A 26,516-nucleotide genomic window follows, 5' to 3' on the forward strand; every position below is an offset into this window, starting at 1 on the left:
TTTGATACGTTGAACTGACAGAACGGTCAGTAGCTTTTGTCAGTAAATAGTTTCTTACAAATCTTCACGCCATAATGGTTGTGACATACAGCGCGCTCCTCCACGACCACGAGCCAGCTCACTAGAAAGAATTTCATGAACTTTGATACCGTGTTCTTTCAGAAGTCCGATTGTCACATAGTTACGGTCATAGGTAACGATTTCACCTGGAGAAATCGCAAGCGTATTTGAGCCATCATTCCATTGCTCACGCGGAGCAATAATCGCATCTCCTCCTCCACATTCAATAAGGTCAAGTTCAGTAAGGTTAAGCACTTTTTTCAATGCTTTTTCAAGGTCAGTCAAGTGTTCAATTTCTACTTCTTCTTCATTTTTACCTGGAGTAAGAATAAATGTGTTAATAGAACCATCTCCGTGGAAAATTCCTGGGAAGACTGTAAATTGATCATGATTAATCATTGTAAATACTGTATCCAAATGCATCATGGCATGATTGTGTGGAATTTCAACTGCAAGAACTGTATCAAATGTCGAAAGTGGATTTTTGAACAACTCTTTAGCCAATTGTTGAATTGTCTTAGAAGAAGTCCGTTCAGAAACTCCAATAGCCACAGCATTTTTGCTCAAAATCAGCTCATCCCCACCTTCAATCCGTGTCGTATGGTTACGGTCACGCCAAATCGGAGTATCTTTGAAACGAGGATGATGTTTCATAATGAACTCGGTAATCAACGATTCAGGCTGACGAGCTGGGAAAGTCATGCGGTTGATTGTCATTCCAACACCCATAGAAGCTTGTGGGTCACGGGTAAAGTATGCATTTGGCAAAGGATTCAAATAGAATAGATTTTCTGCATCAGAACCAGCCATATCACTCAAAATCGTACGTTTAATGTCAAGTTCATTCTTACGAACTCCCGCATAGATTTTGTCAACCATATCTTTTGTTGACATAGATCCAAGATATTCTTGAAGTTCATCGAAAGTACGACCATGTCTGTAACCTGCTTCTGTCAATATACGAGTTAAAAATTCATCTCTGACTGCACGGTCTTTATCAAGCACCTCAGTTGCAAGTTGCTCAATATACAAAGTTTCTGCGCCGTTATCTCGAAGTGTTTGAGCAAAGAAATCATGTTCTTTTTGTGCGATTTTCAAAAACGGAATATCATCAAACAAGAGTTGATTCATCGTGTCTGGAGTGATGTTTTCTACTTCTGCACCTGGTCTATGCAAAAGCACTGTTTTTAATTTCCCAATTTCTGAGTTGACATTAATTCCATTATTCATTTTTTCATTGTCCTTTCTTAGTTTAAAAACGTATTATTGGAATCGTTTACAATGAAATTATACAACTTTGTTTTTTTAATGTCAAGTATCATCATGGCTTTATTTTATTGTTTTTTAAGCTTTTTATGTTTCTTAATTTTCTCACAATTAAATAATTATATTCACTTTATTTTAGTATGCGTATATTTTTAGATTTATGCAAAAATGTTTATTTTAAAATATAGAATAAAAAAATATCCATAGACAAGATTTAGTCTACGGATATTTTTAATCATATTACATATTTTCTGGAGCAGCTACTCCAAGTAAACGTAAGGATTCTTTTAATACAACGGCTGTAGCAGAAATGAGTGCAAGACGCGATGCCAACTCATCATTTTTTTCCAAAATACGCACATGAGCATAGTATTTATTGAAAGCTTGCGCAAGAGAAATTGCATATTTAGCAATTAATGATGGCTCATAATTATCTGCTGCACGTTTGACTGTATTTGGAAATTCTTTCAAGAATTTTACAATTTCCCAAGCTTCCGAATCAGAAACCACAACAGGAACTTCTTCAAGATTTACTTTTTGTTCTGCTTTTCTCAAAATAGACTGGATACGTGCATGAGCATATTGAACATATGGACCTGTTTCACCTTCAAATGAAACCATCTCATCCAAATCAAAGTCATAACCATTTTTACGGTCAGTCTTCAAGTCGTAGAATTTAACGGCACCTACACCAACTTGCTTAGCAACTTCGACCTTATTAGCAAGATTAGGATTTTTTTCTTCAATTTGCTTTTCAGCACGGTCAACTGCTTCGTCAAGTGCCATTTCAAGTTTAACAACATGACCTTTACGGGTTGAGAATTTTTTCCCCCCTTGAGTAACCATACCAAAAGGAATATGAACCATATCATCTGACCAATCATAGCCAGCTTCTTTCAATACTGCTTTAAGTTGTTTAAAGTGATTCGTTTGTTCTCCTCCAACAACATAAAGTGATTTAACAAAATCAAAAGTTTTCTTACGATAAACAGCTGTGGCAAGGTCACGTGTAATATACAGAGTTGCACCATCTGTTTTCTTAATCAAAGCCGGATTGAGATTATATTTTTCAAGGTCAACAATCAATGCACCTTTAGACTCATGCAAAAGATTCTTGTTTTCTAAGTCTTCAACGATAGCATCCATTTTATCGCTATAAAAGCTTTCTCCAGTGAAATAATCAAAGGTTACATCTAACTTATCATAGATACGGTTAAACTCAATCAACGAAACATCAGAGAACCATTTCCAAATACGAAGTGCTTCTTCATCTCCTTGTTCCATTTTGAGGAACCATTCACGTCCTTCCTCATCAACAGCTGGATTTTCTTTGGCTTCAGCATTGATTTGGACGTAGAGTTTCAAAAGTTCATCAATAGGATTAGCAGTGATTGTTGCTTCATCACCATATTTTTTGTAAGCTGTAATCAAAAGCCCAAATTGTTTACCCCAGTCACCCAAGTGGTTAATTTTGACTGGATTGTAGCCTAATTTTTCGTAGATTTTAGCAATTGAATCTCCGATAACAGTTGAGCGCAAATGACCGATTGAGAATGGCTTTGCGATATTTGGTGCTGACATATCGACCGGAACGTTACGTCCTGCACCAGTTTGTTCATCACCATAATGTTTACCTTTAGCGATAACATCATGAATAACTTGTGTTGCAGTTGAGTTTTTGTCAAGAAAGAAATTAACATAAGGTCCTACTGCTAAAACCTTTTCAAAACCTGTTGAATCAATTTTTTCAGCAATTTCTGTCGCAATGGCTTGCGGAGATTTGCGAAGCACTTTTGCCAGTTGAAAAGCTGGAAAGGCAAGGTCTCCCAAATCAGATGATTTAGGTTTTTCAATAATGGCTGCGATTTGTTCTACTTCAAGGACGCCGTCGAGAGTTTTGGACAGTGCTTGGCTTACTAATTGTTTTTCGTTCATTTTCTAATTATACAGAAAAAATACTAATTTTGTCAATGTGTTTAACATTATATGGTATAATTATGCTATGAAAAGAGCCGAAAGATTAAATATTATTAAAGATATCGTCACTAACAATAAAATAGCGACCCAAGAAGAGCTACAAAACCTGTTAGCAAAAGAGGGTGTGACAGTCACTCAAGCAACTTTGTCACGGGATATCAGAAAATTAAATATTATTAAAAAGCGAGATAAAGGCGAGAGTTTTTACTCACTTTTGACGTCTGGAAATGAGAAGATTCATTCTGATTTGCATTTATATTTTTATAATTTTGTCCTTTCTGCAACTTCTGTTGGTGCGTTAGTTGTGATTCGTACAAAATTAGGTGAAGCAGATATATTGGCAAATGCGCTCGATGAAGAAAGAGAAAATCGCAAAGATATATTAGGAACACTCGCTGGAGCGGACACTCTACTTGTTATTTGTGCTTCTGAAAAGGATGCAACTGTTTTGACAGCTGAGATAAAATATATCTTGCTTGGTTAAATTTATTTTGTAGTCTTTAAAAGTCCCCGCTTTTTTTAATTTTTTAAGTTTTATTTAAGCGATTACATTTATACTGTCTTTACTCCCTAAATAATTTCTTCATAAACCCCTTTAATCCAAGCCACCCTCCTGTGACTTGGATTTTTTATGGTTACTGACAGAATCCTGTCAGCATTTTTATCTAATTTGTACTATTTCTTCTTGGTTGAGTCATTAATTTTACCGCAAAATGAGTCAAAAAAAGACTGTCAGTATACTGACAGACTTTTTATTTTGGATATTTCATTATTGTAAGTTCGTTGATATTTGTCCAAGCAATTTTTCAAAAGCAATTTCATATTTTTGAATATTCCCTGCTCCCATAAATACATAAACCGCACGGTCATGGTCAAGTAATGGAGAAATATTGTCAAGATCAACAACTTTAGCTGGTTTACGCACTTTATCTGCCAAATCCTGTGCAGTAATTTCATGATGGTCAACCTCACGAGCAGAACCATAAATCTGTGCTAGATAAACTGTATCGGCATGGTCAAGCACAGCGGCAAATTCGTCAGCAAAGGCAATTGTCCTTGTAAACGTGTGGGGTTGGAAAACTGCAACTATTTCACGATCTGGATATTTTTGACGAGCTGCATCAAGCGTCGCTTCGATTTCTGTTGGATGGTGTGCAAAATCGTCAATGATGATAATCTCACCAACTTTCTTTTCAGTAAAACGTCGTTTTACTCCTCGGAAAGTCAACAGATGATCTGCAACTTCGACCATATCAAGCCCTAAGTTATGGCAAACAGCAACAACTGACAAGGCATTTAAAACATTATGTTTTCCATAAGCTGGTACAACAAAATGTCCAAGCAATTGTCCACGGAAATAAGCATCAAAAGAAGAACCACGTGTACTACGAATCAAGTTTTCTGCACGATAATCATCATTTGCTTCAAAACCATAATAATAAATAGGAGCTTTTGCTGTTAATTTCCGAAGATTAACATCTTCTCCATATGCAAAAATGCCGTTTTTGATATTATTAGCATAGTCTTGAAAAGCAGCTGTGACATCCTCAATGCCTTCAAAATAATCTGGATGGTCAAAGTCGATATTTGTCATAATCGTGTATTCTGGATGATAAGGCATGAAATGGCGTTCATATTCATCAGATTCAAAAACAAAATATTTACTATCTGCATTTCCACGTCCAGTACCATCACCAATCAGATAAGAAGTATCAACTATACTACTCATCACGTGTGCCAACATTCCTGTTGTTGAAGTTTTACCATGCGCACCCGCTACACCAATACTTACAAAGTCTTCCATGAAGTGACCTAGAAACTCATGATAGCGCTTGAAAGGAAAGCCATTTTTATGTGCAAATGCAATCTCCACATTGTTATCATCTCGAAAAGCATTTCCAGCAATTAATTCAAACTCAGGTTTGATATTTTTTTCATCAAAAGGTAGGAGTGGTACACCAGCCTGCTCAAGTCCTCGTTGAGTAAAGAAATAATCTGTTGAATCTGAACCTTGTACTTTTTTTCCCATTTGATGGAGCATAAGCGCAAGCGCGCTCATTCCTGAGCCTTTAATTCCGGTAAAATGATATGTTTTTTCCATGATAAAATGTCCTGTAAGTTACTGACAGAATCTTCCTGATATCCTGTCAGTACGGTTATCATTGTCAGTAGCTTACAGAAATTTCCCTTCTTTTCTTACAATCTAATCCTATTGGATTTCCAAAAATTTTGAAATTCAAATGTGTCTTTAACACATATAAAATTTATCTTTTCAAAAATTCACTCTGCCAATCGCAACTTTTACCACTTATGGTTTATAAGTTACTGCTGACAGAGTTCTTTTTTTATTTACTTTTATTAGACAATTCCACGGTCGAAGATATTTTTACGTTTATTTTCAAAATAACTTCCTTTTTCATTAACTGCTCCACCATGTGGCGTCGATTTTCTCATTCCACCACTTCTTGAAACAGCATCTGAAACACTCATCCCTTGCTTCTTCATATCTTGAATCGGATTATCATTGACCAAAGGACGTTTATTCAAGATTGCTGATGTTGAACGTCGAACAGTAAAATCTTCCTTATCTCTCTCAAGAGGTGAGACATATTGCTTGGGAGGCTTAGGAAGTGTTGCCGCTGCACGTTTAGCACGCTCTTTCGATTCATCAACACTTGTCTTTTTAGGCATCTTGTCGTAAGAACTTACACCACTGTGATTGGAGTTGAGCGGACGATGTTGAGTGCTAAAGCTTGTCTTTGCTTTATAAGGCTTAAAATTATCAGGGCGTTTTGTTTCCGATTTTGGCATACTACTCGCCATTCCACCAATTGAAGCCTCATCTTGAAGACTCGGATTTCTGGTCAGCAATTGCTGATTATTCAGAATTACACGAGTATCTTTTTGAAGGACTTCATCATCACCGATAACTGGAAATGTAACTCTTCTTCTTTCTACCATATTTTTGTCCTATTTCTTTATAATTAATCAGTCTGCAAAAGGCTGATATGTAGCATTTGCAACAATTTTTAGTTTATCTCAGTATAGTCAATCAAAAAACTTGATTGAAAAGTTTGTTTAAAATTCATTGTATAGCTCATCCATTGCCACAACGCTTAAAAACTACCACGCTGCCAAAGCAAAGATAGAACGAATGGACATCTGGCGTATGGATAACATGATATAAAATCAATATTTATCACAGCTATCAAACCTTTTTGAGTCCTTTTAATTACAAATCATGACTGATACTCGTTAAAATTTAACAGTATTAAAGAAAAAATTTGTATAGTTCCGATATTCATTATAGCTTAATTTTCAAGTTTTTTAAAGTCAAACTCCCAGAATTTCACGAATTTCTGCCTCACTGAGTGCTTTATCAACAACATCACCTTCAAGAACATTAGCAATCAAGTCTTTTTTACGTTCCTGAATGTCCATAATCTTTTCTTCAATGGTTCCTTGAGTAATCAATCGAATGACTTCAACTGTATTTTTTTGCCCCATTCTATGTGCACGTGCGATTGCTTGTTCTTCCACAGCTGGATTCCACCATAAATCAACCAAAATCACAACATCAGCACTTGTCAAATTGAGTCCAACACCTCCAGCTTTCAAAGAAACTAAGAAAGCATCTCGGCTTCCAGCATTAAAAGCTTGAACCATTGACAATCTATCCTTGATTGGTGTAGAACCTGTCAATTTATAAGCACTCATCTCAAGATGATCCATCAACCGCTCAATGTGAGGAAAAACTTTGGTAAACTGTGAAAAAATCAATGGACGATGACCAGATTCTTTAATCTGTTCGAGTAACTCTCGCAAACGTTCCAACTTTCCTGAGCTCCCTTTGTAATCATCCATAAATAACGCAGGTGTATTACAAATTTGACGAAGTCGCGTAATCCCAGCTAAAATCTCAATTCGCGAACGTGATAAGGCTGTACTATCCATCTGCATCACTTGGCGTTGCATCAACTCCAGTTGAGCAAGATAGATTACTTTTTGATCATCAGCGAGATTATTATAAAGCGTAATTTCCATCTTTTCAGGCAATTCTTCAAGAACATCTTCTTTTTTACGTCGCATGATGAACGGCTGAATCAATCTTGAAATCACTGCTGGTGACATTTTATTGAATTTTTCTCGTTTTGGCAAAAATCCAGGCATCACAACTTGGAAGATTGCCCAAATTTCTTCAATTCTATTTTCTAGTGGTGTTCCTGAAAGAGCAAATGTATGTTCAACGTTAAGCGCTGTTAAAGATTTATTAGTTTTACTGCTATAATTTTTCACTACCTGCGCTTCATCCAGCAAAAGATAATTTAACTTTTTATCTTGGTACTCTTCAAAGTCTTTCAAAAAGCTACCATAACTTGTAATATAAATCTGATGCTCTGTCGCGATTTGTTCTGAACGTTCATTCTTAGTGCCATCTACCACAACAAAATTAATCTGGTCTGTGAACTTTTCAAATTCACTTGCCCAGTTGTATGTCAGGCTCGCTGGCGCAGTAATCAATGCTTTTTCACCTTCTTTTAAGTTGGAGAGAAGATAGGTGATGGCTTGGACAGTTTTCCCCAAACCCATATCATCAGCGAGTATTCCTCCTAACTGATAATGAGTCAGCATACTCATCCAACGCACACCAATCTCTTGATAAGGACGAAGAGAGGCCCGGATGTGTTCTGGCTTTTCATAAGGAAATGTCTCAGGCTGAGTGAGATGTTCATAGAAGGACTTAAATTTCTCTGAGAATGACGCACCACTGATATTCTCAAAAATCTTAGAAACTTGAAAACTGCGATTAGCATTGACTCTAAGCGTATTTCCACTGATGACAAACTGCTCATCCAACTCATTAAGCGCTGATTTTAGAGCTTTAAATTTTTCATCAAAATGGTAAAACTTCCCACTCTCACTAATATAAAATTCCGCATTCTCTTGAAGTTTTGCAATCACGTTTGCAAACTCTGATTCGCCAACCTGTGGTAAATCAAACGAGATATCAAGTAAACCACCATTACTGTCAATACGAATCTCAGGAATCTCGTCCATTTTTAATTCTGTCAGTACTGACGAAAGTTCAACTTTACCCAATTTATTAAAGGCTGGTAAAATTTTGATAAAGAAAGTCTCTGTCAGTACTGACAGAATAGTCAAACTTGAATTAAATGAACGAGGAAATCCAAACCGCTCCATCACTGCAAAAATTTTCTGCTCTTTTCGTAAATCGCGAGAAAACTCTAACGTTTCAAGTTCATGAAAACTGTCTATCGCAAAATTACCATAGTCAAATTTTACTGACAGAGCAAGCGTTTGTTTGTCAGTAAGGTCAAATCGAAAAATCGCATCAAATGGTCTAATGACAAAATGACGAGGAGCTGAAATCCGTCCCAAAGTAGATAATTGCTGCAATGCCTGCGCTAATCTATCTTTATCAGCATATGAAAAATTAATACGATTTTCATTGGCAAGTCGTCGCTCCAAAACGGTTAAAAGTCGTCTTTGTTCCTGACTTACCTTGTAGAAAATATGATCGTGATACAATAATGATTTTCCATAAAAATTGTGATAATTCTTATCTATCACACTTAACTCAATATAATCCTGCTGACTTTCAACTTTAAACTCAAACAACTCTGAATCATTATCTAAAGGAATAAAAGTAAAATAATTAATCATTCTACCAGAGATTTTAAGCTGACACATTTCAAGCGCTGCTGACAAATCCATTGCTTCTTCAAGAAACAGAAAAGGGATGTTCAAATAACGTCCATTTTTGATATATAAAGATTTTGTAAATGCCTCATCCGTTTTATCATCAATTTTCAATAAGAAATTTAAAAATGCTTGACTCGCTTCATCAAAATTATCAAAAAATAGATTGATATAGTGTAAAGAGCCCAGAGAATACTGACTAAAATTTCTCAAAGCACGTAAAAAATATGGAATATCCTTAATCACATAAGAACGCCCTAATTTCTCGCTTTTTAATCTTATATCAAAATACAAGAAATAATCCACAGAAAAATAATCATAAAGCTGACTGTTATCCTCAATCTGAACCTCAATTGAATACTGGTCTGTACTAAAATTAAGCTGTGTTTCCCCATTTAATTCATCCAAAAAAGTAACATTTTCTGTGTAAAGCAAACTCTCTGGTCGTAAATGTTCCTTATCTTCGGTTGTATCCGTAGTTGTTTCTCTGTTTTTTAGATATTCTTCTATCGCTGCAATATGCTTACAGTAGCGATGATTTTGCTGAAAAACTTCACAAGAACAATAGTCCTGTGCCCCATCTAAATCATATACCACTTGCTCGCCATCAATCTCTGCGCTCAGTTTAAAATCGGCTTCAATAGGGTCATTTAATCCCCCTTTTGCATAAAGCGCAATTCCTTCGCTTCGCACCCTAGCTGGCATCATTCTACTCATAATTTTATTATTTTTCCTCGATAGTCATCCGTCATGTTTATTCAGAAATTCTGCTTATAGCCCAATATTGTTTCATACTCTTCTAGGACAGTTCCCTATACGATACCTTGCTTAGTTTGGACAAGAAATAAAACATCGCGAGATTCTGAATAATCTATTACAAAATTTTGCGTATATTATACCATATTTTGACATTTTTTTCACTAAGTATTCCAAAAAATCCTTATTCTTTGCGAATAATATTTTTTCACAACGTTCGATTTAGCAAGTAAAAGTAATAAAAAGATGCCATTAAAAGCACCTCTTTTCTTTAAAATATTTAAAAGCCTGATGCTCACTTTTCCGCTATTTTGCTCCATAAGTTTGAATTAATCATTTATCAGCACTTTTCGCAGTTGCAGTATAAATCTCTTTGACCAATTGCTCTGTCTTTTCCCAGCCGAGACATGGGTCTGTGATAGATTTCCCGAAAATCTCTGGGTGGTCTTGACGGCCATCTTCAAGATAGGACTCAATCATAAATCCACGTACATATTTGTTAATCTTGTCATGCCAGTCACGATTAATCAATGTTTGACGTACAATACGAATTTGTTCCATGTATTTTTTACCAGAATTATCATGATTCGTATCGATAACAATAAATGGATTTTTCAAGTTCATCTTTTCATAACTCTCGATTGTTTCTAAGAGATTATCTGTGTAATAGTTTGGATGATATTTTCCATTTTCGTCTTGACCTCCACGCAAAATAACGTGAGCAAGCGGATTGCCTGATGTTTCTACCTCAGCACGTCCAAATAGAAAATCTTGAGACTGCTGTGCAGCATAAACGCCATTGAACATTACTTTCAAATTACCAGAAGTTGGATTTTTCATTCCTGTGGGAGCATCAATTCCTGATGCAACGAAACGGTGTTGTTGATTTTCAACCGAACGCGCTCCTACTGCATAATAACTGACCAAATCATCTACCATTGTCAAGTTCTCTGGATAAAGCATTTCGTCTGCTGTAGTGAGTCCTGTTTCAGTGATTACTTTATAATGTAGATCTCGAACCATCTTAATACCATTGATGAGGTCTGTATGGCCATCAGCATCAGGCTCATGAATCAATCCTTTATAGCCATCACCGTTTGTTCTAGGTTTTGCAGTATAAACCCGCATTACCATAAAAATTTTCTCTTTAACTTCTTCTTGAAGTTTTGCCAAACGGCGTGCATATTCAAGAACTGCTTCTTCATTATCCGACGAACATGGACCAATAATCAAGAGCAAACGCTCATCTTCGCCTTTGATAATTGCCTCTAACTCTTTATCGCGCTTAACTTTTCTCGCTTGTTGTTCCGCATTAAGATGGTTAATTTCTTTTACAGCTTCAACATCAATTTGTGCGCTAACTTTTTTGAATGTCATTTTTTTCTCGCTTTTCTAAATATTTTTTAATTTTTTGATTTAATTATTGATTTATTTGCTTTTTTTGATAACTAATGTAAATCACAAAGTAGAGAATTGCAGTGAGCACAGTTACTCCGATAGGATTGGTAAATAAAATTCCAATACAAATCAGAAATAGTGCGGCAAGAGCAAATATGCTCATACTTCTCCCAGAAAGTGACCCGTTCTTACAAGCAAGTACAAAACCTGCACTACTGATAAGGAACCAAATTAACAGTACAGTATAAGAGAGAGAACCTGCCAAATAATTAAATAACTGATCACCAAGAAAATAAGATAAAACTACCCCAATGTAGAGTGTTCCCGAACAAAAGAGTACCGCTCTTTGAGGGACTTGATGTTTATTTAGCTTTGCAACAGCGCTTGCATACTTTCCTTTTCTGTTCTTTAGTCGGAAAAATAAAATTCTTGAAGAAGCATAAATTCCTGAATTGATAGAAGAGAATAGTGCTAAGATAATGACAAAGTTGACAATATCTCCCGCAAAAGGAATATGCATTTTATTAAATACCATTACAAAAGGACTCATTGAAGAATCAGTAAGAGTATGCCAGTTATAAATGATAAGTAATAAAAACATCGGAACAATATAAAATGATATAATCCGTCCAATCACGCCTCGAATTGCTTTTGGAATCGCTACTTTTGGATTTTCTGTTTCACTGACTGTTATAGCAATCAATTCTGAACCACCATAAGAGTAAATAACAATGAGCAAAGAATTAATAACTCCTTTTATTCCATGCGGAGCAAATCCTCCATGATTGTTCATCCTAGAAAATGTAGCTATTAGATTAGTATTAAATACCTCCTTAGCTACCAGAATAACGCCAAAAATAATAAGTAAAATAATGACGCTTATTTTAATGAATGCAAGCCAATACTCTGTTTCAGCAAAAAAAGTAACTGAATACAAGTTAATGAGTGAGGTCAATACTGCGATGATTAATACAAATATCCACGCTGGAATATTAGGAAACCATAGTTGCAAAAAGCTCGCTGCTGCAACTGCTTCCGCAATAATATTAATCATCCAAAGTGACCAGTAAACCCAGTCTGTAAAGTCTGCTGCATGATTGCCTAGATAGGGTTGAACCAAGCCTGATAAGCCGTGTGGTTCCTCTGAATCCAATACAAGTTTCTCCAAACTTTTCATTACAAAAAATAGTACCAATCCACCAACCAAATAAGCAATTAGTACCGAAGGACCTGCCACGCTAATCGCTGAGGCGCTCCCCTTAAATAGTCCTGCTCCGATTGCTCCTCCCAGTGCAATCATCGTTATATGGCGTGTTGCCATTCTTTTCTTCAATCCCTGATTATTCTCCAATTATATAATCCCCTTTTTCTTAAAAAATCTCTGAAATATTTGATATTTCTCAATCTTTAGGGTCCCTTTTTTTCCAATTTTTTCCCTCCTTGCTCTTTTGTTCCCGTCCACCTCACAGTAACAAAAGTTCTAAGCAACTAAAAAAGACGCCCCGAGGACGTCTTATCGTCCTCAAAATGACTAACGCCAAAGAGGACTCACACATTTCACCAAATAGGCTAATGTAAGTCCTCCTTCTTAAACAACAAGAAAAATGTGTTGTATGCGTAAATCATTTTTTAGACCTCTGAATTTTAATTATTTATTCAGTATAGTTAAAATTGTTTTATTTGTCAATAATTTACCAATATACAGTCATTTTAATTTTTTTGATATTTTTTAGATTCTATTCGTCCGTTTAAAAATAAAAAATCCGATATTACTCATCGGATAAATTCTCTAATAAAAGATTTATTAACAAATCACGCGCTTTAATCCATTTCTCACGTTCGTCTTTTAGGTGGACTCGATTTGATAAAAATATTACTGCTTTCTTTGCTCTTGGATTGATTAAAATAAAAGTTCCTGTATAACCTGTGTGTAGCAGCCAATCATTACTTTTTGCTGGTAAATCCCAAGCCAAACTCCTCTTTTTCACTCCTGAAGCGTAGTTATTTAACAATTTGATATATTTTTCTTCAGCAAAATATCCTTTAACAAAAGCAGTCAAGTCAGCCATCGTAGAAAATAGCCCTGCAGAGCCACATTCCACTCCTAAAACGCGTGCTTTCGGGTCATGGACAATTCCTACTGGCAAATCATAACTCGTTGGTACAGCATGCGAAACAGGTCCAAAAGTTGTCTCATTCATTTCCCATTTTTTAAAAACTTGAGTGAGAAAAATCTCATCTAGTTTTTTACCATAATATTCTTCTAACATGAAGCCAAGTAGGATAAAATTGATGTCTGTATAATGAAAATTTTTATCATCAGTAACTTGAATATGATTGATTGCCTGTTTTAATTCGTTAGCTGATAGCTGGTCTCGCTGAGGGATAAATGGATTAATACCAGACGTATGTGTCAGTAATTGTCGAACACTGACAGAACTGTCAGCAAATGCTGGATAATATTTCTGAGCTGGAACATCAAGTTCAAAAACTCCATCAAAAATAAGATTAATGACAGCCGTACCTGTTCCTACAACTTTTGTTACAGAAGCTAAATCCCAGCATTCACCTGCTGACAAGACTACTTTCTTAGGTAAAATTGCAGCATTACCCATCACAAATTCTGTCACTTTTTCATTTTCAATGATTGCAAAATTTGCACCAGGAAAAATTTCTTTCACAATATAATCCTGAACCATTTGCAAGACTTGCTGTTGATTTCTCATTTTTTCTACTTCCTTTCTTGAGATTTTTTATGACAAAAATCTTGTCAGTAGATAAATAAACTCTGTCAGCACTGACAGAGTTTTCATTAGCTTAAATTTCTTATTTTACAAACCAAAGTTCAACATGGCTGGGAACTTCCAATGAGAAAGTCTTTGCTGACGCATCCAAATAAGTACCATCCACATCCTCAAATTGAGCCGAAAATGCTTCTAAATCAAACATCTTATCAATCATAAAGATTAAAAATTCTAAATCAAATGTTTCATCCGTCGCTGCACTCACATCTTCTCCGTCAGCCACTGACAACTTCAGCGAAACAAAAGGAAAATCAAATACTCCATCAATCGTTTTCATAGAAAAAACAGACTCATAAAATTCAATAATCTCTTTATCGGCTACATTCAAGTCTATCTCACTAATCACAAAATCAGATAAGCCTTTAAAGTCTTTATCTCTGACAACATTAACTTCACTTTTTTCGATTTCTGTCAGTGCTGACAAATCTGTCAGTTCTTCTGCGGTTACCAAAAACACATCATTTTCAGGAGATACTGCTTCAAAAGTATAGCCAGATTTGCCACGATAAACCTTAGCTACTTTTTCCAAATCACGTGCCAAAAGTTGCTCAATCTCAGATGTAGCAGCTTTGATTACTGTACGTGAATGTTTTTTGTATCCATTGACAGAGCGCAAGCCTGGTGACTCTTCCAATTGAAAACGGTCAAGTTTCGCCTCATGTCCACCTAACCACACCATCGCACCCTCTTCCATTAGAACTTTCAATCCGAGGACATCACGGAAAAAATCCAGATTTTCCTCACGATGAAGGACACGATATACAGGTTGGAAAGCGACAATACGATCTATTATCTCACTCATTGTTTCCTCCAGTTATATTTAATCTCTCATGATAGAACAAGTCGCTTCGTCTTGCTGCCAAGTTAGCTTAGCACGAAGAACCTCTGGCGCATGGATGCTCAAAAGCCCGTAACATAAAATCCTATCGGATTTTAAAGCAGGACTAGCGTGCGCCAAAAGCATATTAGTACAATATCATACTCATACAGTTCAAAAAAGATCAATACAATCTCATAACATATGTATTCCTATTTTCGCAAATTTCTCGAAAATTATCAAAGATTTACTCGTCATTTATTGAAGTATGATACAATATGTGCATGATTAGTAAAGATAAACTCCAACAGTTCTCTAAATTTCGGGCCCTTGCAATCATCCTTCTTGCTGTGATTTTTTCATTTCTCTTTGCCCCTCATCATCTCACTTCATTTATTACTACGGCTATTATTTTATCAATTATAGGCAATCTCTTAGCTTATAATAAATGGCAATGGCTCGTCCTATTCATACTCTCTCTTGCTCCTACATTTACATCAACATTTTTTAGTATCCATCCACCTTTTTCGGTAATAGATAATATTATTTTTTATCTTATCTTTCTACTCTCACTCGGATTTTCTTATTTTGTTGCAAGAAAAACAAGTATTATCCCAAAATTCAATTGGAAGTACTTTTCAATAATAAAATTATTGGCTGGATTTGCTCTTCTATTTCTTGCTTCTATCCTGACTGGTATCATTGCCCAACTCATCCATCAAAGTCCCGATACAGCAAATCAAGAGGCTCTAAATCAGCTTCAAAAATTGATTCCTGTGGCAATATTTGTGATACAAACTGTTGCAGCAGGCTTCTTTGAAGAATTAACCTATCGGGTAGGTATTTTTGAAATTGTCTTCAAAAAGCACAGAAATATTGCTTTTATCGTTGCAATGCTCCTCTTTGCATATATGCACGGCCCAACAGACCTCTACAGTTGGTTGACTTATGGTTTAATGAGTCTTATTTTAACTAGTTTTTATGCCAAATATCGCAACTTTTATCTCAATATGAGCATTCATATGCTTTGGAATCTTTTTGGTATTCTCGTCGCATTTCTTCTTTCGCATTAACAGATACTAACTTAAATACCAAAAAATTAACAAGTGCTGATAAAGATTATCAGCACTTGTTTTTAAGGATTCTTTCAACTTTCATTAAAAATATTGCAGTTATCAAACTCCAAAAATCTATGATAGATCTCATCATTATTTTCTCATCTTCTTCTGAACAAGTCGAACAGGGATAAAAAATAGAACTAAAATCATTAACAAAAGGACCATAAAATGAAAACTTAAACTGTAAAAATCTATATTTCCTGCTAGTAATGCCCTACATATGATAGCTGAGTGATACAAAGGAGAGATATTGCTAATTATCCGAAGTCCTTTAGGAAACACAGATAATGGAAAAAAAGTAGCAGAGAACATATAGAGCGGTTGAATAACTAAAACTTGATAATAATTGATGTAATCTCTATTTGGGATAAGCAAAGTAAAAATTAAACCCATCGTTCCAAAAACTATACCTGTAATAAAAAGGACAAAAGGAATAAATAGAACGAGCCATGTATGCATAACTCCTAACACTGCCACTATGATTAAAAATAAACTTCCAAAAATCACACTCCTGATTCCTGCCCAAATAATTTGTCCTGCTACTATATCTTGCAAATTTACCGGTGTCATGGCGATAGCCTCATAAGTTTTTTCAACTTTCATTTGTATATATGCGTTAGTTGTCGTTTCAGCCGTTGCAGCTGACATGGCCGTTGCGGCAACCAAACCTGATGCAACAAAAACAAAGTATGGAACACCATAAACACTACCCACTAATTTAGAAAGTCCAAGACCAAATGCTAACAAATAAATCAAAGGATTAACTAAATTTGGAAAAATGGAGATTTTAAACAGCTTCTTAAAGCTCATATAATCTCTTATGAGTACATACCATATTGACTTTATTGATAAATCAAACATCTATCTCTCCTTTCACTTTTGTTGTTAATTCAAGAAAAACTTCCTCTAATGTTTTTTTGCGATATTGCTTTAACAAAGTGTCTTTCGTTCCTTCTGCTATTATTTTTCCAGCAACGACAATCAATATCCTATCTGCTAAATTTTCAACTTCGTCCATATAATGCGAGGTCAGTAAAATAGATACGCCTTGTTTTTTTAATTCTAATAATTTATCCCAAATAAGATGTCTTGACTGAATATCCAATCCCGTAGTAGGCTCATCTAAAATAATTAATTTAGGCTGGTTCAAAAGTGCGCGTGCCAAAATTAATCTTCTTCTCATTCCTCCTGACAATTCCCCAATTTCTTTAAATTTCACATCGTACAAGTCAACAAATTTTAGCAGTTCTTCAGTTCTCGATTTTAGCACAGCCTTTTTTATTCCATAACAAAGCCCATGTGCAATTAAATTTTCATAAATATTTAAAGATAAGTCCAGTAAATCCTCTTGTGATACAATCCCTACATTCTTCTTGGCTGTTGAAAGGTCTTTTTTGACATCAAATCCCATAACCTCTATTTTTCCAGAACTAATCGTATTTGCTCCATGTATCATTTTAAGAGTACTTGTTTTTCCAGCTCCATTAGCTCCTAATAACGCTACACACTCAAATGGGTTCGTAGAAAAAGAAATATCATCTACTGCAATTTTATTTTTATATCTTTTTTTAACATGACTAACTAAAAGAGGCTTATCCATTATTCTTTCCTCCGCAAACTGGGCAATCATCAAATTTTATAAGTTCATCAAAATTTTGCGAAAAGCTCATGAAATCAATATTAAATCGTTTATTGTTGGTGGTAAGAGCTTTTGAACCAAACAAAATCAATCTTAAAATTTCATAACCCACAAAGTAACCTTGGAATAAACAAGCTGGACCTAAAGCTCCATTAGGAGTTCTGTACCTACTTGTTTCTGCTCCACTAGTTTTTTTAATTGCTTCCAATTCTTTCAGATAATTAGGATTTTTTCTTTCCTCTTCAAGGCATTGACATTGATAACATGCTGTTTCGTGAGGGATAACTGAATAAACTCTCCCCCATTTTTTACTTACAGATGCAGCGAACAAGGGAATTTTATATTCTACACAAACTCTATTTACCCAAGAATCAATGTACCCTGTTGGATAATCTGCTACATTCACAACCGCATCATATTTTTCTTTCTTGACAATTCTTTTGACATCTTCAAATGATGATATTTCTTGGCTAATTGCTTTAAAATTCACAGAAGAATTAAATTGATGAACTCTTTCAGCTGCAGCTTCAGTTTTTAAACGTCCAATATGCACCTCATCATAAAGTAATTGTCTGTTCAGATTACTACTATCAACTGTATCGAAATCTACCGCAGTTATATTTCCAATTCCTAGCTCACACAATGAAATACAAATATTGGAGCCAATTCCACCTAAACCAAGGATTAGAATACGACTATTTTTTAATTTATTTTGTATTTCATATTTATTTGAAGACTTTAAGGTGCTAAAAAAATTTAGATTTACTTTATATTTATTTAGTTCATCATCACTAAATAAATTATTTCTATCGTCTTCAGCATCTTCTAGGTAACCATAGCTATCCAATGTCTCAAGTGCTTCTAAAATTTCATCGCTATTTAATGATGGATTATTTTTAATAATTTCTTCGACAGTATCTATTCCACTTAGCGAATGAATAAATTTTGTGTATTTTTGGTTAGGATTATCTATTTCTATTGCATAATCTAATCCAGAACCAATACGAATGACACTCTCTAATACCAAAACACCATGCACAGCTTTAATTTGCGGTTTCTTATACATAATATCTCCAACTTATAGAAAAAAGAGAGAAAATTTTCTCCCTTTGTTATTTGTGAATCAGCAAAAAATTAACGTGCTTCTTCTGTAACTTTGTTCACTTGTTTTTCATTAAGTACGCGAATTGTCATGGTAGTCTCCTTTCTATTGGCAAATCGACGTCTTCATTTACCAAACCTAGCCTCCAAAAACTGGATAAAGTAATATAGCAACACTTAGAAAAAGTGTAAGCATGAATATAAATTTTGGTTTTTTCATATTTTCGATCTACATTTTCTATAAATATAGTATATAATAATATATTCAAAAATGTTTTTTCTGAATTGACTATTTTTTATAAGTATATTAAAATTAAATATACAAAAACTTAAATACAATATTCGTTAGATAACTCTTCTTATCCCTTTGAATAATGAATTTGCTATTTCAATATATTGTAATTTTTATATTTTGAAAGGATACTTTTATGGCTAATTCTAACAAAACAAACGACAATATTGGTGAAATTTATAGAAATTTTAGAAAATCTAAAGGATTTTCACAATTCGATGCTTCTTATGGAACAATTTCTGTTTCTCAATTATCAAGTTTTGAAAACGGAAATTCAGGTCTTTCAGTAAAGAATTTTCTATCAATCCTTCAAAATATCAATGTGACGACTTTTGAATTTGAATATGCCTATAACAAAACTCTAAATTCTACAGATGAATTACTCTATAGTATGCAAATATCTGAGGCGTTCTTAAGTCACAACATAAGAAAATTAAAATCAATTTCTAAGGATATAGATAATTCAATAAAAAAAAGTCCTCAAAAAACAAAGTATAAACTTGACAAAATTAGTGTAGAAGCTGTGATTGCTATTCTTGATAAAGATTATATTGTTAAAAAAGAGAACATCATCTACATAAGAAACTATCTTCTCGAAATTAAGGAATGGGGGAAATTTGAAATTTTACTTTTGGGTAGATGTATTGCTATTTTTGACGCTGTGACATTATCTATACTTGCTCATAATATGATTAACCCCATTCAAATTACCTCTAACCTCCACTATACAAAGCACTCTACGGTACAAACCTTGTTAACATTAATTTCTACTTTTATTGAGCAGAAGCAGTTTGGTTTAGCTTTAGAATTTATAGAATTTCTCGAAAATATCAATATAGCAGAATATCATATGTATGACAAGTTAACTTTAAAATATAATAAAGCATTACTGCGATATAAACAAGGCGATATATCAGCTTTAGTAGAATTAGAAAAATGTCAAGAAATTTTAGAATATACTGATTGTTTTAAAACTGCAACGATAGTTGATGAAGAATTAAAGCTACTAAACAATTGATTTTTGATTTATTATAACAAGCTAAAATATAAAAATAAGAGATAAGTTAACCTATTACTTATTCCAAAACACCCCTCATCAAGAGTTGATGAGGGGTGTTTTGGAATAAAGAGCGCAAGATCATATTTTTATTTTATTTAAGATAAAGCATTTTAAAGATGGCAACAGCTGCGAGTGCTGCGAGAATTGGTGACACAACTGGAACCCATGCATACCACCACTTAGATGACCCTTTAGACTCTCCAAGAATTGATTTTGGTAAAATACTGTGAACCAAACGTGGTCCAAAGTCACGTGCTGGGTTAAGCCCTGGACCTGTAGGCCCTCCAAGTGCAACAACAAGTCCCATAACAAGGAAACCGAGGAATAAATGGGCAATCATTTTAGATGCTGAAGCTCCTGAAACTGAAGCCCAGATTTGATTGATTGTATCCGATGAAGCAACATTTGCTCCTTGTTGTTTTGCATAGTTTGTCATCCAAGTGATTGATTGACTACCAAAGAAAATATTTGTCGCAGCAACTGCTCCGAAGAAAAGGACAAATGAACCCACGAATTCATTCAAGAAACCGTTGATTGTCGCACCCATTCGTGTTTTTTCATCATTGTCATCTACATTATCAATTGTTGAGAATGTACCAAGAATAGCGTTTGGGTTTGTTGTTTTAAGATAGTATGGACGATAAACCATAACAATCAACAATTGACCAAAGATTGCCCCTAAAACTTGCGCAATAATGTATTGAGCAACATGTGCCCAAGGAAAAAGTCCTGAAGCCGCAAGTCCAAGCGTAAACGCAGGATTAATTTGTGAAGTAACATTACCAAAAGCAATGGCTGGCAACATCACACCAAGACCATATCCCCAACCAATAATCATCCAAGATTGTGCATGCGCTTTAGTCCCTTTAAGTTCAACGTTTGCTACTGCACCATTCCCCATAATGATGAGAAGAGCAGTTCCGATGAATTCAGTGATATATTTCACTGTCCATGTAACATCCATTTTTGTGGAGTCCTCCGAAATTTAATTTTAATATAATAACCTCAGCTATTATATCAAAAAAGGTAGGCTCCTTCAAATATTCAATAAATGGTCTATATCCTTTAACGACTGCGAATTCCCTGAAAATTTGCTATAATTATAACAATTATCAGGAATAGTACAATGACTCACTCGTTACAGAAAATAGCAACGATTGTCGCTTTGCAATTTCATGACACATAATGAGCGTTAGGGTACTGCCTTGATCTTTATAATTGAACATAAATAGGGGGTTATTTGTATGCGATTCAATCATTTTTCGATTGTTGAAAAAAATTTCGATGAGAAATTAGATGAATTAGACCAACTCGGTTTTCGATGGTCTGTATTTTGGGATGAGAAGAAAATTTTAAAAGACTTTTTGATTCAAAGCCCTATTGATTTGACCGTACTTCAAGCGGCTCCAGAGATGGATATTCTACAATTTTTGAAGTCTGAGCAAACATTAGATTGGGAAATTTTTTGGACTTTAGCCCTGCAGCTTCTCGACTTTACAGCAAATTTTGATTTTGAGGTAGGAAAAGCTAACGAATTTGCGAAATCGCTCAACCTCCCTCACCTTGATACAGAGATAAATACTGAACATCTAATTTCTGCTTGTTACCTTCTTTTATGTACCCGTCGTAAAAACGGGATGACACTTGTTGAATACTGGGTTTCAGAGGGGCTTCTCCCAACTGATAATCAGTACCATTTTTTTAACGACAAATCCCTCGCAACTTTTGACACCACTCAACTCAAACGAGAAATTATCTGGGTTGAAAGCCCAGTTGATACCGAGAATCGTGGAACTTATGACCTTATCAAAGTTCAAATCATTCGACCAATTTCCGAACATAAACTTCCCGTCATCATGACTGCGAGCCCTTATCATCTAGGTACGAACGAAAAAGCTAATGATTTAGCACTCCATGACATGAATGACTCTCTTAAAGAAAAAGAGAATTATGAGATAACCGTAAACAATCAACTTCCACAATGTGAAGATTATAAGAATAATGAGAAACCTGTTGTAGATGGCGCTCCTTATCATTTTAGTCATGGTTGGACTTACTCTCTGAATGATTACCTTCTAGCTCGTGGTTTCGCTTCTATTTATGTAGCAGGTGTTGGGACACGTGGCTCTGATGGTTTCCAAACCTCTGGTGATTATCAACAAATCTACAGTATGATTGCAGTTATCAATTGGCTCAATGGTCGCGCTCGGGCTTTTACCTCCCGTAAAAAAACTCACGAAATAAAAGCAACTTGGGCAAACGGCAAAGTAGCAATGACAGGAAAATCTTACCTCGGTACGATGGCTTATGGCGCCGCAACAACTGGTATTGATGGGCTTGAAGTTATTCTCGCTGAAGCAGGCATTAGTTCTTGGTACAATTACTATCGTGAAAATGGGCTTGTTCGTTCACCTGGTGGATTTCCTGGGGAGGATTTAGATGTTTTAGCTGCACTCACTTACTCTCGCAACCTTGATGCCTCTGATTTCTTAAAAGGAAATGAGCAGTATGTTAAGTCGCTTTCTGATATGACTCGTGCCTTAAAGCGTGAGTCTGGAGATTACAGTCAATTTTGGCATAATCGTAATTATCTTACTTATGCAGATAAAGTCAAAGCAGATGTTTTAATCGTACATGGCTTGCAGGACTGGAATGTTACCCCTGAGCAAGCCTATAATTTCTGGAAATCTTTGCCTAAAGGGCACGCAAAGCACGCTTTCTTACATCGCGGAGCACATATTTATATTAATTCTTGGCAATCTATTGATTTCTCAGAAACAATTAATAGTTACTTTGTGGCAAAATTATTAGGTAAAGATTTGAATTTGAATCTCCCTCCAATTATTTTACAAGAAAATTCTAAGGAACAAAGTTGGACAGCATTTTCAGACTTTGGTGCTACTGACAACGTTCAAGTTCCTCTTGGTAAAACTGCTGTGTCATTTGCTCAATTTCAAAATCATTATGATGATGAAAGTTTCAATAAATACAGTAAAGATTTCAATGTATTCAAAAAAGATTTATTTGAAAATCGTGCCAATGCTACTGTCATTGATATAGAACTTCCATCAGCATTGACCATTAATGGACCTATTGATTTAGAAGTGACATTAAAAATAAATGATACTAAAGGATTACTTTCAGCACAAATTTTAGATTTTGGTGAGAAAAAACGTTTAGAGGATAAGGCTCGCATTAAAGATTTAAAAGCGCTTGATCGTGGACGGAATTTCATGCTGGACGACCTGCTTGAATTACCATTGACCACTAGTCCTTATCAAGTCATCACTAAAGGATTTTTAAACTTACAAAATGAGAATTTAATGATAACAACTTCTGTAAGCAGTGACGAATGGATGACTGTAAAATTTAGCCTACAACCAACAATTTATCATTTAGAAAAGGCTGATAAATTAAGAGTTATTCTTTACAGCACTGATTTTGAACATACTGTTCGAGATAATCGTCATGTGACTTATGATATTGATTTATCTCATTCAAAACTTATCATTCCCGTAGAAAGTGAGAAAAAATAATATGGCCATTATTGGAATCTTAGGAACTCCTTATAATGTAATAGAACGTTCTCCTTTTTGGTGGAATAAAGTGAGTTATACCCGTCAATCTTTCATTGATGTTTTTCAAGATTTAGGACATACTGCCATTATCTTACCTGTTGACCAGCCCGAAAATGCTGAAAAATATATGAAACTCGTAGATAAAATTGTCCTAACTGGTGGCGCTGATATTGCTCCACGTTTCTACCACGAAGAGCCACATCAAAAATTAGAAACAACTGACCCAATCCGCGATGCTTTTGAATTGGCAGCAGTAAAAGCCGCCATTAACGAAAATAAAGCCATCCTCGGCGTTTGTCGTGGTTTACAACTCCTTAATGTTTATTTTGGCGGTACACTTTACCAAGATTTAAGTCAAACTTCAAGCAAGATCAAACATCGTCAAAGTCCAACACCACAAGAAATCCCGACACATCATGTCACTATAAAAAAGAACAGCAGTCTTGGATTTCTTCCAGAGGAGTATCTAGTTAACTCTTTTCATCATCAGGTCATTAAAGATTTAGGTCAAGATTTAACAGCCATCGCCCATGCAGCCGATGGATTTGTAGAGGCTATCGAAAATACCGATAAGCGACTCGTGGCTGTTCAATGGCACCCTGAATGTACTTGGCAAACTGAGCATTTTGATAAGGAAATTTTTAAGTATTTCGCAGAAGAATTATAATTTTTTAAGAATAATAAGAAAACACTCTATTTGAGTGTTTTTATTCTGCGCAAAATAAGCATAACAATTGGAAAAAAGATAAAAGTCGAAATGGCATGAGCCAAATCAAAAGGTAACCCTGCAAGCCAGTAACCAACAAACCCTCCCGCACCGAAACCGTAAATCATTCCTGATATAAAACTAATCAACACCCCAAATACCATCGCCAACACAGCTGTCAGTACTGACAAAAGCCAAATATTATCTGTCAGTACTGACAGACTCTTAAAAATAACAATAATAATCGCATAAACAATAATTTGTCCCAAGACTAGTGGTGAAAATCCTAATAATAAACCCGTCGCTAACATCGTAAGTGCCATAATCCATAAACTATCTGATAATCCTAGTACAATTGCAAAAGCAAAAAACATTGCTGTAATTGGTTTGACATTAGGAAAAGCAGCCATCCAAATTCTCAAAGCCGAACTCAAGGCTGCCAATATTGCAATTATCGCCAAGCGATATATTAATTTTTTTCTCATTGTTTTATTATAGCTAATTCATTGTAAAAATCAACAGTCAAGTGATGCCAGAGTTAATTTCATGGCAAAGAAATACCACTATGCCACATTGATTGCAGGTACTCCTTACCAGTTTTCAACAGGTGCACTACAAAAAAGCTGAAATCATCAGCTTTTTCTTTCATGTGATAGGTTCAAGGTAGGGTAACACCTCGGTAGTCGCTCCAACACTACTTGCATAAATCCACGATTTCTCACTAAGTTGAGCAAAGTTCTCCGTTCGTCCTGTTAATATTACTCCCGCGAATTTTGCTGTAGCAAGCGTTGGGTGTTGCTTGACTTGCTTGAGAGCATCTCGGTAAGGATAAAATGTCGTTATTTTTATCTTTCCATCATCCGCCCCTACCCCAGAGCCAAAGCCTAATGCAGTGAAATCAGAAATCGTATTCGCTTTCTTAATCGCTGCAACAAAATCACCATAGAGCTTATCATCTAGCCCATAAATCGTATTCGTCGTAGTGGCTCCTAATATTTTCCGCTCATCTTGTGAATCTAATTTCCCTGTAGCCTCATCATAGCTTGGTTCACCTTTACTATAATTATCTACATTTGTACTCAAGCCAATATATAAATTTGAACTTCCGATATTCGCTGTTTTATCGTCAGTTGCAAGTAAACACCAGTTAATTAATAAATTTTGAGGAATCATACGTTGAATTTCTTTGTAAGTATAAGGTTTATCAAAAGTAATCGCAACTTCCGCCAAATGATTCGGTAATTTTATCAAAGTTCTTAATTCTTGAGGAGCTCCCTTTCCGCCATTTAACATATAATTATTTTCGGCAGTTGGACTATAAAAACTGGGTTGCTTTTGTCCATTCATAATGCTCACACCAGTACCAATACTAGCATTTACTGATGAAGATAACCACATCGTGCCTGTATAAGTGTTCCGTTTTTCTCCAAGCATCTGCCCATAACTTACCGTATTCCCACCGATAGGAACCAGATAGCCATCCACATTTTTATAATTTTCTGTTGTATAACTCCCTCCAAGAAAACCCAGCGTTTGTCCCGTCACATTAGTAATAACATTTGGATTTTGCGTTTCATAGGCAATATTGGCCTTGACAGCCTCCTGCTCTAGTGCCTGTTTCACATATATATTTCGTGCAAAGACGGCACCCATAACAACCACTCCTGTTGCCAACAGCGAAATCCCTACTCCTACCCAACGCCTGCGCTGTTTGGTCTGTTTGACTAATTTTTTGAATTCTTTATCTAAATTTTCCATTCATCATAACCTTCTTCTAACAATATTTTTTTCAATTTTTTTCGTGCACGGTACAAATCAATCTTAATTTTACTGACAGAATTTCCTGTCAATACTGACAAATCTTTAACAGACAGTCCCTCATAATAAAAATGCTCCAAAAGTTTTCTGTCAGTAAATTTCAACCTCGCTAAGAAAGGATGTAAATCAGGAGATGTTTCTGCCAGTACTGATAATTCCTCTGTCAGTGCTGACAAGATTTCTTGATACTTTTTATCTCGACGATAATGATCAATGTAGCTCCTCAGTGACACTCGATACATCCAAGAACGCAACTTTGATGGTGGGATAATGAGGTCAAGCTCAAGCATTTTAACAAAAACATCCTGCACAGTATCCTGCGCCTCTTCTGGTTTGATTCCCTGCGAGACTAACCATTTTGTCACTTCTATCGCATAAACCATTAGTATATCTTCATATTCCTGA

Annotated in this window: 21 protein-coding genes; 5 read left to right on the forward strand and 16 right to left on the reverse strand. The window is 35.3% G+C overall.

Annotation, left to right across the window (positions count from 1 at the left end; genetic code table 11):
- Positions 1-54 precede the first annotated feature (54 nt).
- Positions 55-1,290: an arginine deiminase gene (gene arcA, locus D7I46_RS08140; RefSeq protein ID WP_120772442.1), complete on the reverse strand. Its 1,236-nt coding sequence runs from the start codon at positions 1,288-1,290 to the stop codon at positions 55-57.
- A 276-nt stretch (positions 1,291-1,566) separates the two neighbouring features.
- Entirely contained in the window at positions 1,567-3,261 is a 1,695-nt protein-coding gene (gene argS / locus D7I46_RS08145; RefSeq protein WP_120772443.1) for an arginine--tRNA ligase, read from the reverse strand.
- 67 nt (positions 3,262-3,328) lie between these two features.
- Here argS and argR point away from each other — a divergent pair, with 67 nt between their 5' ends.
- Positions 3,329-3,787 carry an arginine repressor gene (argR, locus tag D7I46_RS08150; protein ID WP_120772444.1) on the forward strand — a complete coding sequence of 153 codons (459 nt, stop codon included), beginning with the start codon at positions 3,329-3,331 and terminating at the stop codon, positions 3,785-3,787.
- Between the two features lie 285 nt (positions 3,788-4,072).
- Here the strand turns inward: argR and murC are convergent, their stop codons facing one another.
- The 7 genes from murC to D7I46_RS08185 form a co-directional block, all read right to left on the reverse strand.
- Positions 4,073-5,404, reverse strand: coding sequence for a UDP-N-acetylmuramate--L-alanine ligase (murC, locus tag D7I46_RS08155; RefSeq protein ID WP_120772445.1), 1,332 nt, complete (start codon positions 5,402-5,404; stop codon positions 4,073-4,075).
- A gap of 257 nt (positions 5,405-5,661) precedes the next feature.
- Entirely contained in the window at positions 5,662-6,264 is a 603-nt protein-coding gene (locus D7I46_RS08160) for a hypothetical protein (protein WP_120772446.1), read from the reverse strand.
- Between the two features lie 372 nt (positions 6,265-6,636).
- Entirely contained in the window at positions 6,637-9,741 is a 3,105-nt protein-coding gene (locus D7I46_RS08165) for a DEAD/DEAH box helicase (protein WP_120772447.1), read from the reverse strand.
- Between the two features lie 372 nt (positions 9,742-10,113).
- Positions 10,114-11,157: a 3-deoxy-7-phosphoheptulonate synthase gene (locus tag D7I46_RS08170; RefSeq protein ID WP_120772448.1), complete on the reverse strand. Its 1,044-nt coding sequence runs from the start codon at positions 11,155-11,157 to the stop codon at positions 10,114-10,116.
- Positions 11,158-11,200: 43 nt separating this feature from the next.
- Positions 11,201-12,529, reverse strand: a complete 1,329-nt coding sequence (locus tag D7I46_RS08175) for an amino acid permease (protein ID WP_120772449.1) — start codon at positions 12,527-12,529, stop codon at positions 11,201-11,203.
- 418 nt (positions 12,530-12,947) lie between these two features.
- Positions 12,948-13,904 carry a serine hydrolase domain-containing protein gene (locus D7I46_RS08180; RefSeq protein WP_120772450.1) on the reverse strand — a complete coding sequence of 319 codons (957 nt, stop codon included), beginning with the start codon at positions 13,902-13,904 and terminating at the stop codon, positions 12,948-12,950.
- A gap of 100 nt (positions 13,905-14,004) precedes the next feature.
- The gene (locus D7I46_RS08185) at positions 14,005-14,784 is read right to left on the reverse strand and encodes a CppA N-terminal domain-containing protein (RefSeq protein WP_120772451.1); all 780 of its coding nucleotides are present in this window, start codon (positions 14,782-14,784) and stop codon (positions 14,005-14,007) included.
- Positions 14,785-15,083: 299 nt separating this feature from the next.
- Here D7I46_RS08185 and D7I46_RS08190 point away from each other — a divergent pair, with 299 nt between their 5' ends.
- A complete protein-coding gene (locus D7I46_RS08190) occupies positions 15,084-15,872 on the forward strand; it encodes a CPBP family intramembrane glutamic endopeptidase (protein WP_120772452.1) in 789 nt (262 codons plus the stop codon).
- Positions 15,873-16,007: 135 nt separating this feature from the next.
- On the opposite strand, the gene D7I46_RS08195 is transcribed toward D7I46_RS08190, so the two are convergent.
- The 3 genes from D7I46_RS08195 to D7I46_RS08205 are packed head-to-tail and all read right to left on the reverse strand — an operon-like array spanning position 16,008 to position 18,622.
- Entirely contained in the window at positions 16,008-16,778 is a 771-nt protein-coding gene (locus D7I46_RS08195) for an ABC transporter permease (protein ID WP_120772453.1), read from the reverse strand.
- The gene (locus D7I46_RS08200) at positions 16,771-17,547 is read right to left on the reverse strand and encodes an ABC transporter ATP-binding protein (RefSeq protein WP_120772454.1); all 777 of its coding nucleotides are present in this window, start codon (positions 17,545-17,547) and stop codon (positions 16,771-16,773) included. The genes D7I46_RS08195 and D7I46_RS08200 overlap by 8 nt, the downstream gene beginning before the upstream one ends.
- Positions 17,510-18,622: a HesA/MoeB/ThiF family protein gene (locus D7I46_RS08205; RefSeq protein WP_120772455.1), complete on the reverse strand. Its 1,113-nt coding sequence runs from the start codon at positions 18,620-18,622 to the stop codon at positions 17,510-17,512. The genes D7I46_RS08200 and D7I46_RS08205 overlap by 38 nt, the downstream gene beginning before the upstream one ends.
- A gap of 463 nt (positions 18,623-19,085) precedes the next feature.
- Here D7I46_RS08205 and D7I46_RS08210 point away from each other — a divergent pair, with 463 nt between their 5' ends.
- Positions 19,086-19,967, forward strand: coding sequence for an Rgg family transcriptional regulator (locus tag D7I46_RS08210; protein ID WP_120772456.1), 882 nt, complete (start codon positions 19,086-19,088; stop codon positions 19,965-19,967).
- A 133-nt stretch (positions 19,968-20,100) separates the two neighbouring features.
- On the opposite strand, the gene gla is transcribed toward D7I46_RS08210, so the two are convergent.
- Positions 20,101-20,973 (reverse strand): aquaglyceroporin Gla, encoded by an 873-nt coding sequence (gla, locus tag D7I46_RS08215; protein WP_120772457.1) that lies wholly within the window; start codon positions 20,971-20,973, stop codon positions 20,101-20,103.
- A gap of 280 nt (positions 20,974-21,253) precedes the next feature.
- On the opposite strand from gla, the gene D7I46_RS08220 reads away from it, so the two are divergent.
- Positions 21,254-23,545 carry a Xaa-Pro dipeptidyl-peptidase gene (locus D7I46_RS08220; RefSeq protein ID WP_120772458.1) on the forward strand — a complete coding sequence of 764 codons (2,292 nt, stop codon included), beginning with the start codon at positions 21,254-21,256 and terminating at the stop codon, positions 23,543-23,545.
- 1 nt (position 23,546) lies between these two features.
- On the forward strand, positions 23,547-24,254 hold the full coding sequence (locus D7I46_RS08225) for a gamma-glutamyl-gamma-aminobutyrate hydrolase family protein (RefSeq protein WP_120772459.1): 708 nt from the start codon (positions 23,547-23,549) through the stop codon (positions 24,252-24,254).
- A gap of 26 nt (positions 24,255-24,280) precedes the next feature.
- On the opposite strand, the gene D7I46_RS08230 is transcribed toward D7I46_RS08225, so the two are convergent.
- From D7I46_RS08230 to D7I46_RS08240, 3 genes are all read right to left on the reverse strand, one after another.
- Positions 24,281-24,778: an ECF transporter S component gene (locus D7I46_RS08230; RefSeq protein ID WP_162930863.1), complete on the reverse strand. Its 498-nt coding sequence runs from the start codon at positions 24,776-24,778 to the stop codon at positions 24,281-24,283.
- A 160-nt stretch (positions 24,779-24,938) separates the two neighbouring features.
- Entirely contained in the window at positions 24,939-26,051 is a 1,113-nt protein-coding gene (locus tag D7I46_RS08235) for an anti sigma factor C-terminal domain-containing protein (RefSeq protein ID WP_120772461.1), read from the reverse strand.
- Positions 26,039-26,494 carry an RNA polymerase sigma factor gene (locus D7I46_RS08240; protein WP_240424382.1) on the reverse strand — a complete coding sequence of 152 codons (456 nt, stop codon included), beginning with the start codon at positions 26,492-26,494 and terminating at the stop codon, positions 26,039-26,041. The genes D7I46_RS08235 and D7I46_RS08240 overlap by 13 nt, the downstream gene beginning before the upstream one ends.
- Positions 26,495-26,516 lie beyond the last annotated feature (22 nt).

Source organism: Lactococcus allomyrinae, assembly GCF_003627095.1.
GTDB classification, from domain to species: Bacteria; Bacillota; Bacilli; order Lactobacillales; family Streptococcaceae; genus Lactococcus; species Lactococcus allomyrinae.

What these genes read in the sequence shown, in the direction of transcription:
- arcA (WP_120772442.1), bottom strand. Translation starts at nt 1,290, where the DNA reads ATGAATAATGGAATTAATGTCAACTCAGAAATTGGGAAATTAAAAACA.
- argS (WP_120772443.1), bottom strand. Translation starts at nt 3,261, where the DNA reads ATGAACGAAAAACAATTAGTAAGCCAAGCACTGTCCAAAACTCTCGAC.
- argR (WP_120772444.1), top strand. Translation starts at nt 3,329, where the DNA reads ATGAAAAGAGCCGAAAGATTAAATATTATTAAAGATATCGTCACTAAC.
- murC (WP_120772445.1), bottom strand. Translation starts at nt 5,404, where the DNA reads ATGGAAAAAACATATCATTTTACCGGAATTAAAGGCTCAGGAATGAGC.
- D7I46_RS08160 (WP_120772446.1), bottom strand. Translation starts at nt 6,264, where the DNA reads ATGGTAGAAAGAAGAAGAGTTACATTTCCAGTTATCGGTGATGATGAA.
- D7I46_RS08165 (WP_120772447.1), bottom strand. Translation starts at nt 9,741, where the DNA reads ATGAGTAGAATGATGCCAGCTAGGGTGCGAAGCGAAGGAATTGCGCTT.
- D7I46_RS08170 (WP_120772448.1), bottom strand. Translation starts at nt 11,157, where the DNA reads ATGACATTCAAAAAAGTTAGCGCACAAATTGATGTTGAAGCTGTAAAA.
- D7I46_RS08180 (WP_120772450.1), bottom strand. Translation starts at nt 13,904, where the DNA reads ATGAGAAATCAACAGCAAGTCTTGCAAATGGTTCAGGATTATATTGTG.
- D7I46_RS08185 (WP_120772451.1), bottom strand. Translation starts at nt 14,784, where the DNA reads ATGAGTGAGATAATAGATCGTATTGTCGCTTTCCAACCTGTATATCGT.
- D7I46_RS08190 (WP_120772452.1), top strand. Translation starts at nt 15,084, where the DNA reads ATGATTAGTAAAGATAAACTCCAACAGTTCTCTAAATTTCGGGCCCTT.
- D7I46_RS08195 (WP_120772453.1), bottom strand. Translation starts at nt 16,778, where the DNA reads ATGTTTGATTTATCAATAAAGTCAATATGGTATGTACTCATAAGAGAT.
- D7I46_RS08200 (WP_120772454.1), bottom strand. Translation starts at nt 17,547, where the DNA reads ATGATTGCCCAGTTTGCGGAGGAAAGAATAATGGATAAGCCTCTTTTA.
- D7I46_RS08205 (WP_120772455.1), bottom strand. Translation starts at nt 18,622, where the DNA reads ATGTATAAGAAACCGCAAATTAAAGCTGTGCATGGTGTTTTGGTATTA.
- D7I46_RS08210 (WP_120772456.1), top strand. Translation starts at nt 19,086, where the DNA reads ATGGCTAATTCTAACAAAACAAACGACAATATTGGTGAAATTTATAGA.
- gla (WP_120772457.1), bottom strand. Translation starts at nt 20,973, where the DNA reads ATGGATGTTACATGGACAGTGAAATATATCACTGAATTCATCGGAACT.
- D7I46_RS08220 (WP_120772458.1), top strand. Translation starts at nt 21,254, where the DNA reads ATGCGATTCAATCATTTTTCGATTGTTGAAAAAAATTTCGATGAGAAA.
- D7I46_RS08225 (WP_120772459.1), top strand. Translation starts at nt 23,547, where the DNA reads ATGGCCATTATTGGAATCTTAGGAACTCCTTATAATGTAATAGAACGT.
- D7I46_RS08230 (WP_162930863.1), bottom strand. Translation starts at nt 24,778, where the DNA reads ATGAGAAAAAAATTAATATATCGCTTGGCGATAATTGCAATATTGGCA.
- D7I46_RS08235 (WP_120772461.1), bottom strand. Translation starts at nt 26,051, where the DNA reads ATGGAAAATTTAGATAAAGAATTCAAAAAATTAGTCAAACAGACCAAA.
- D7I46_RS08240 (WP_240424382.1), bottom strand. Translation starts at nt 26,494, where the DNA reads ATGGTTTATGCGATAGAAGTGACAAAATGGTTAGTCTCGCAGGGAATC.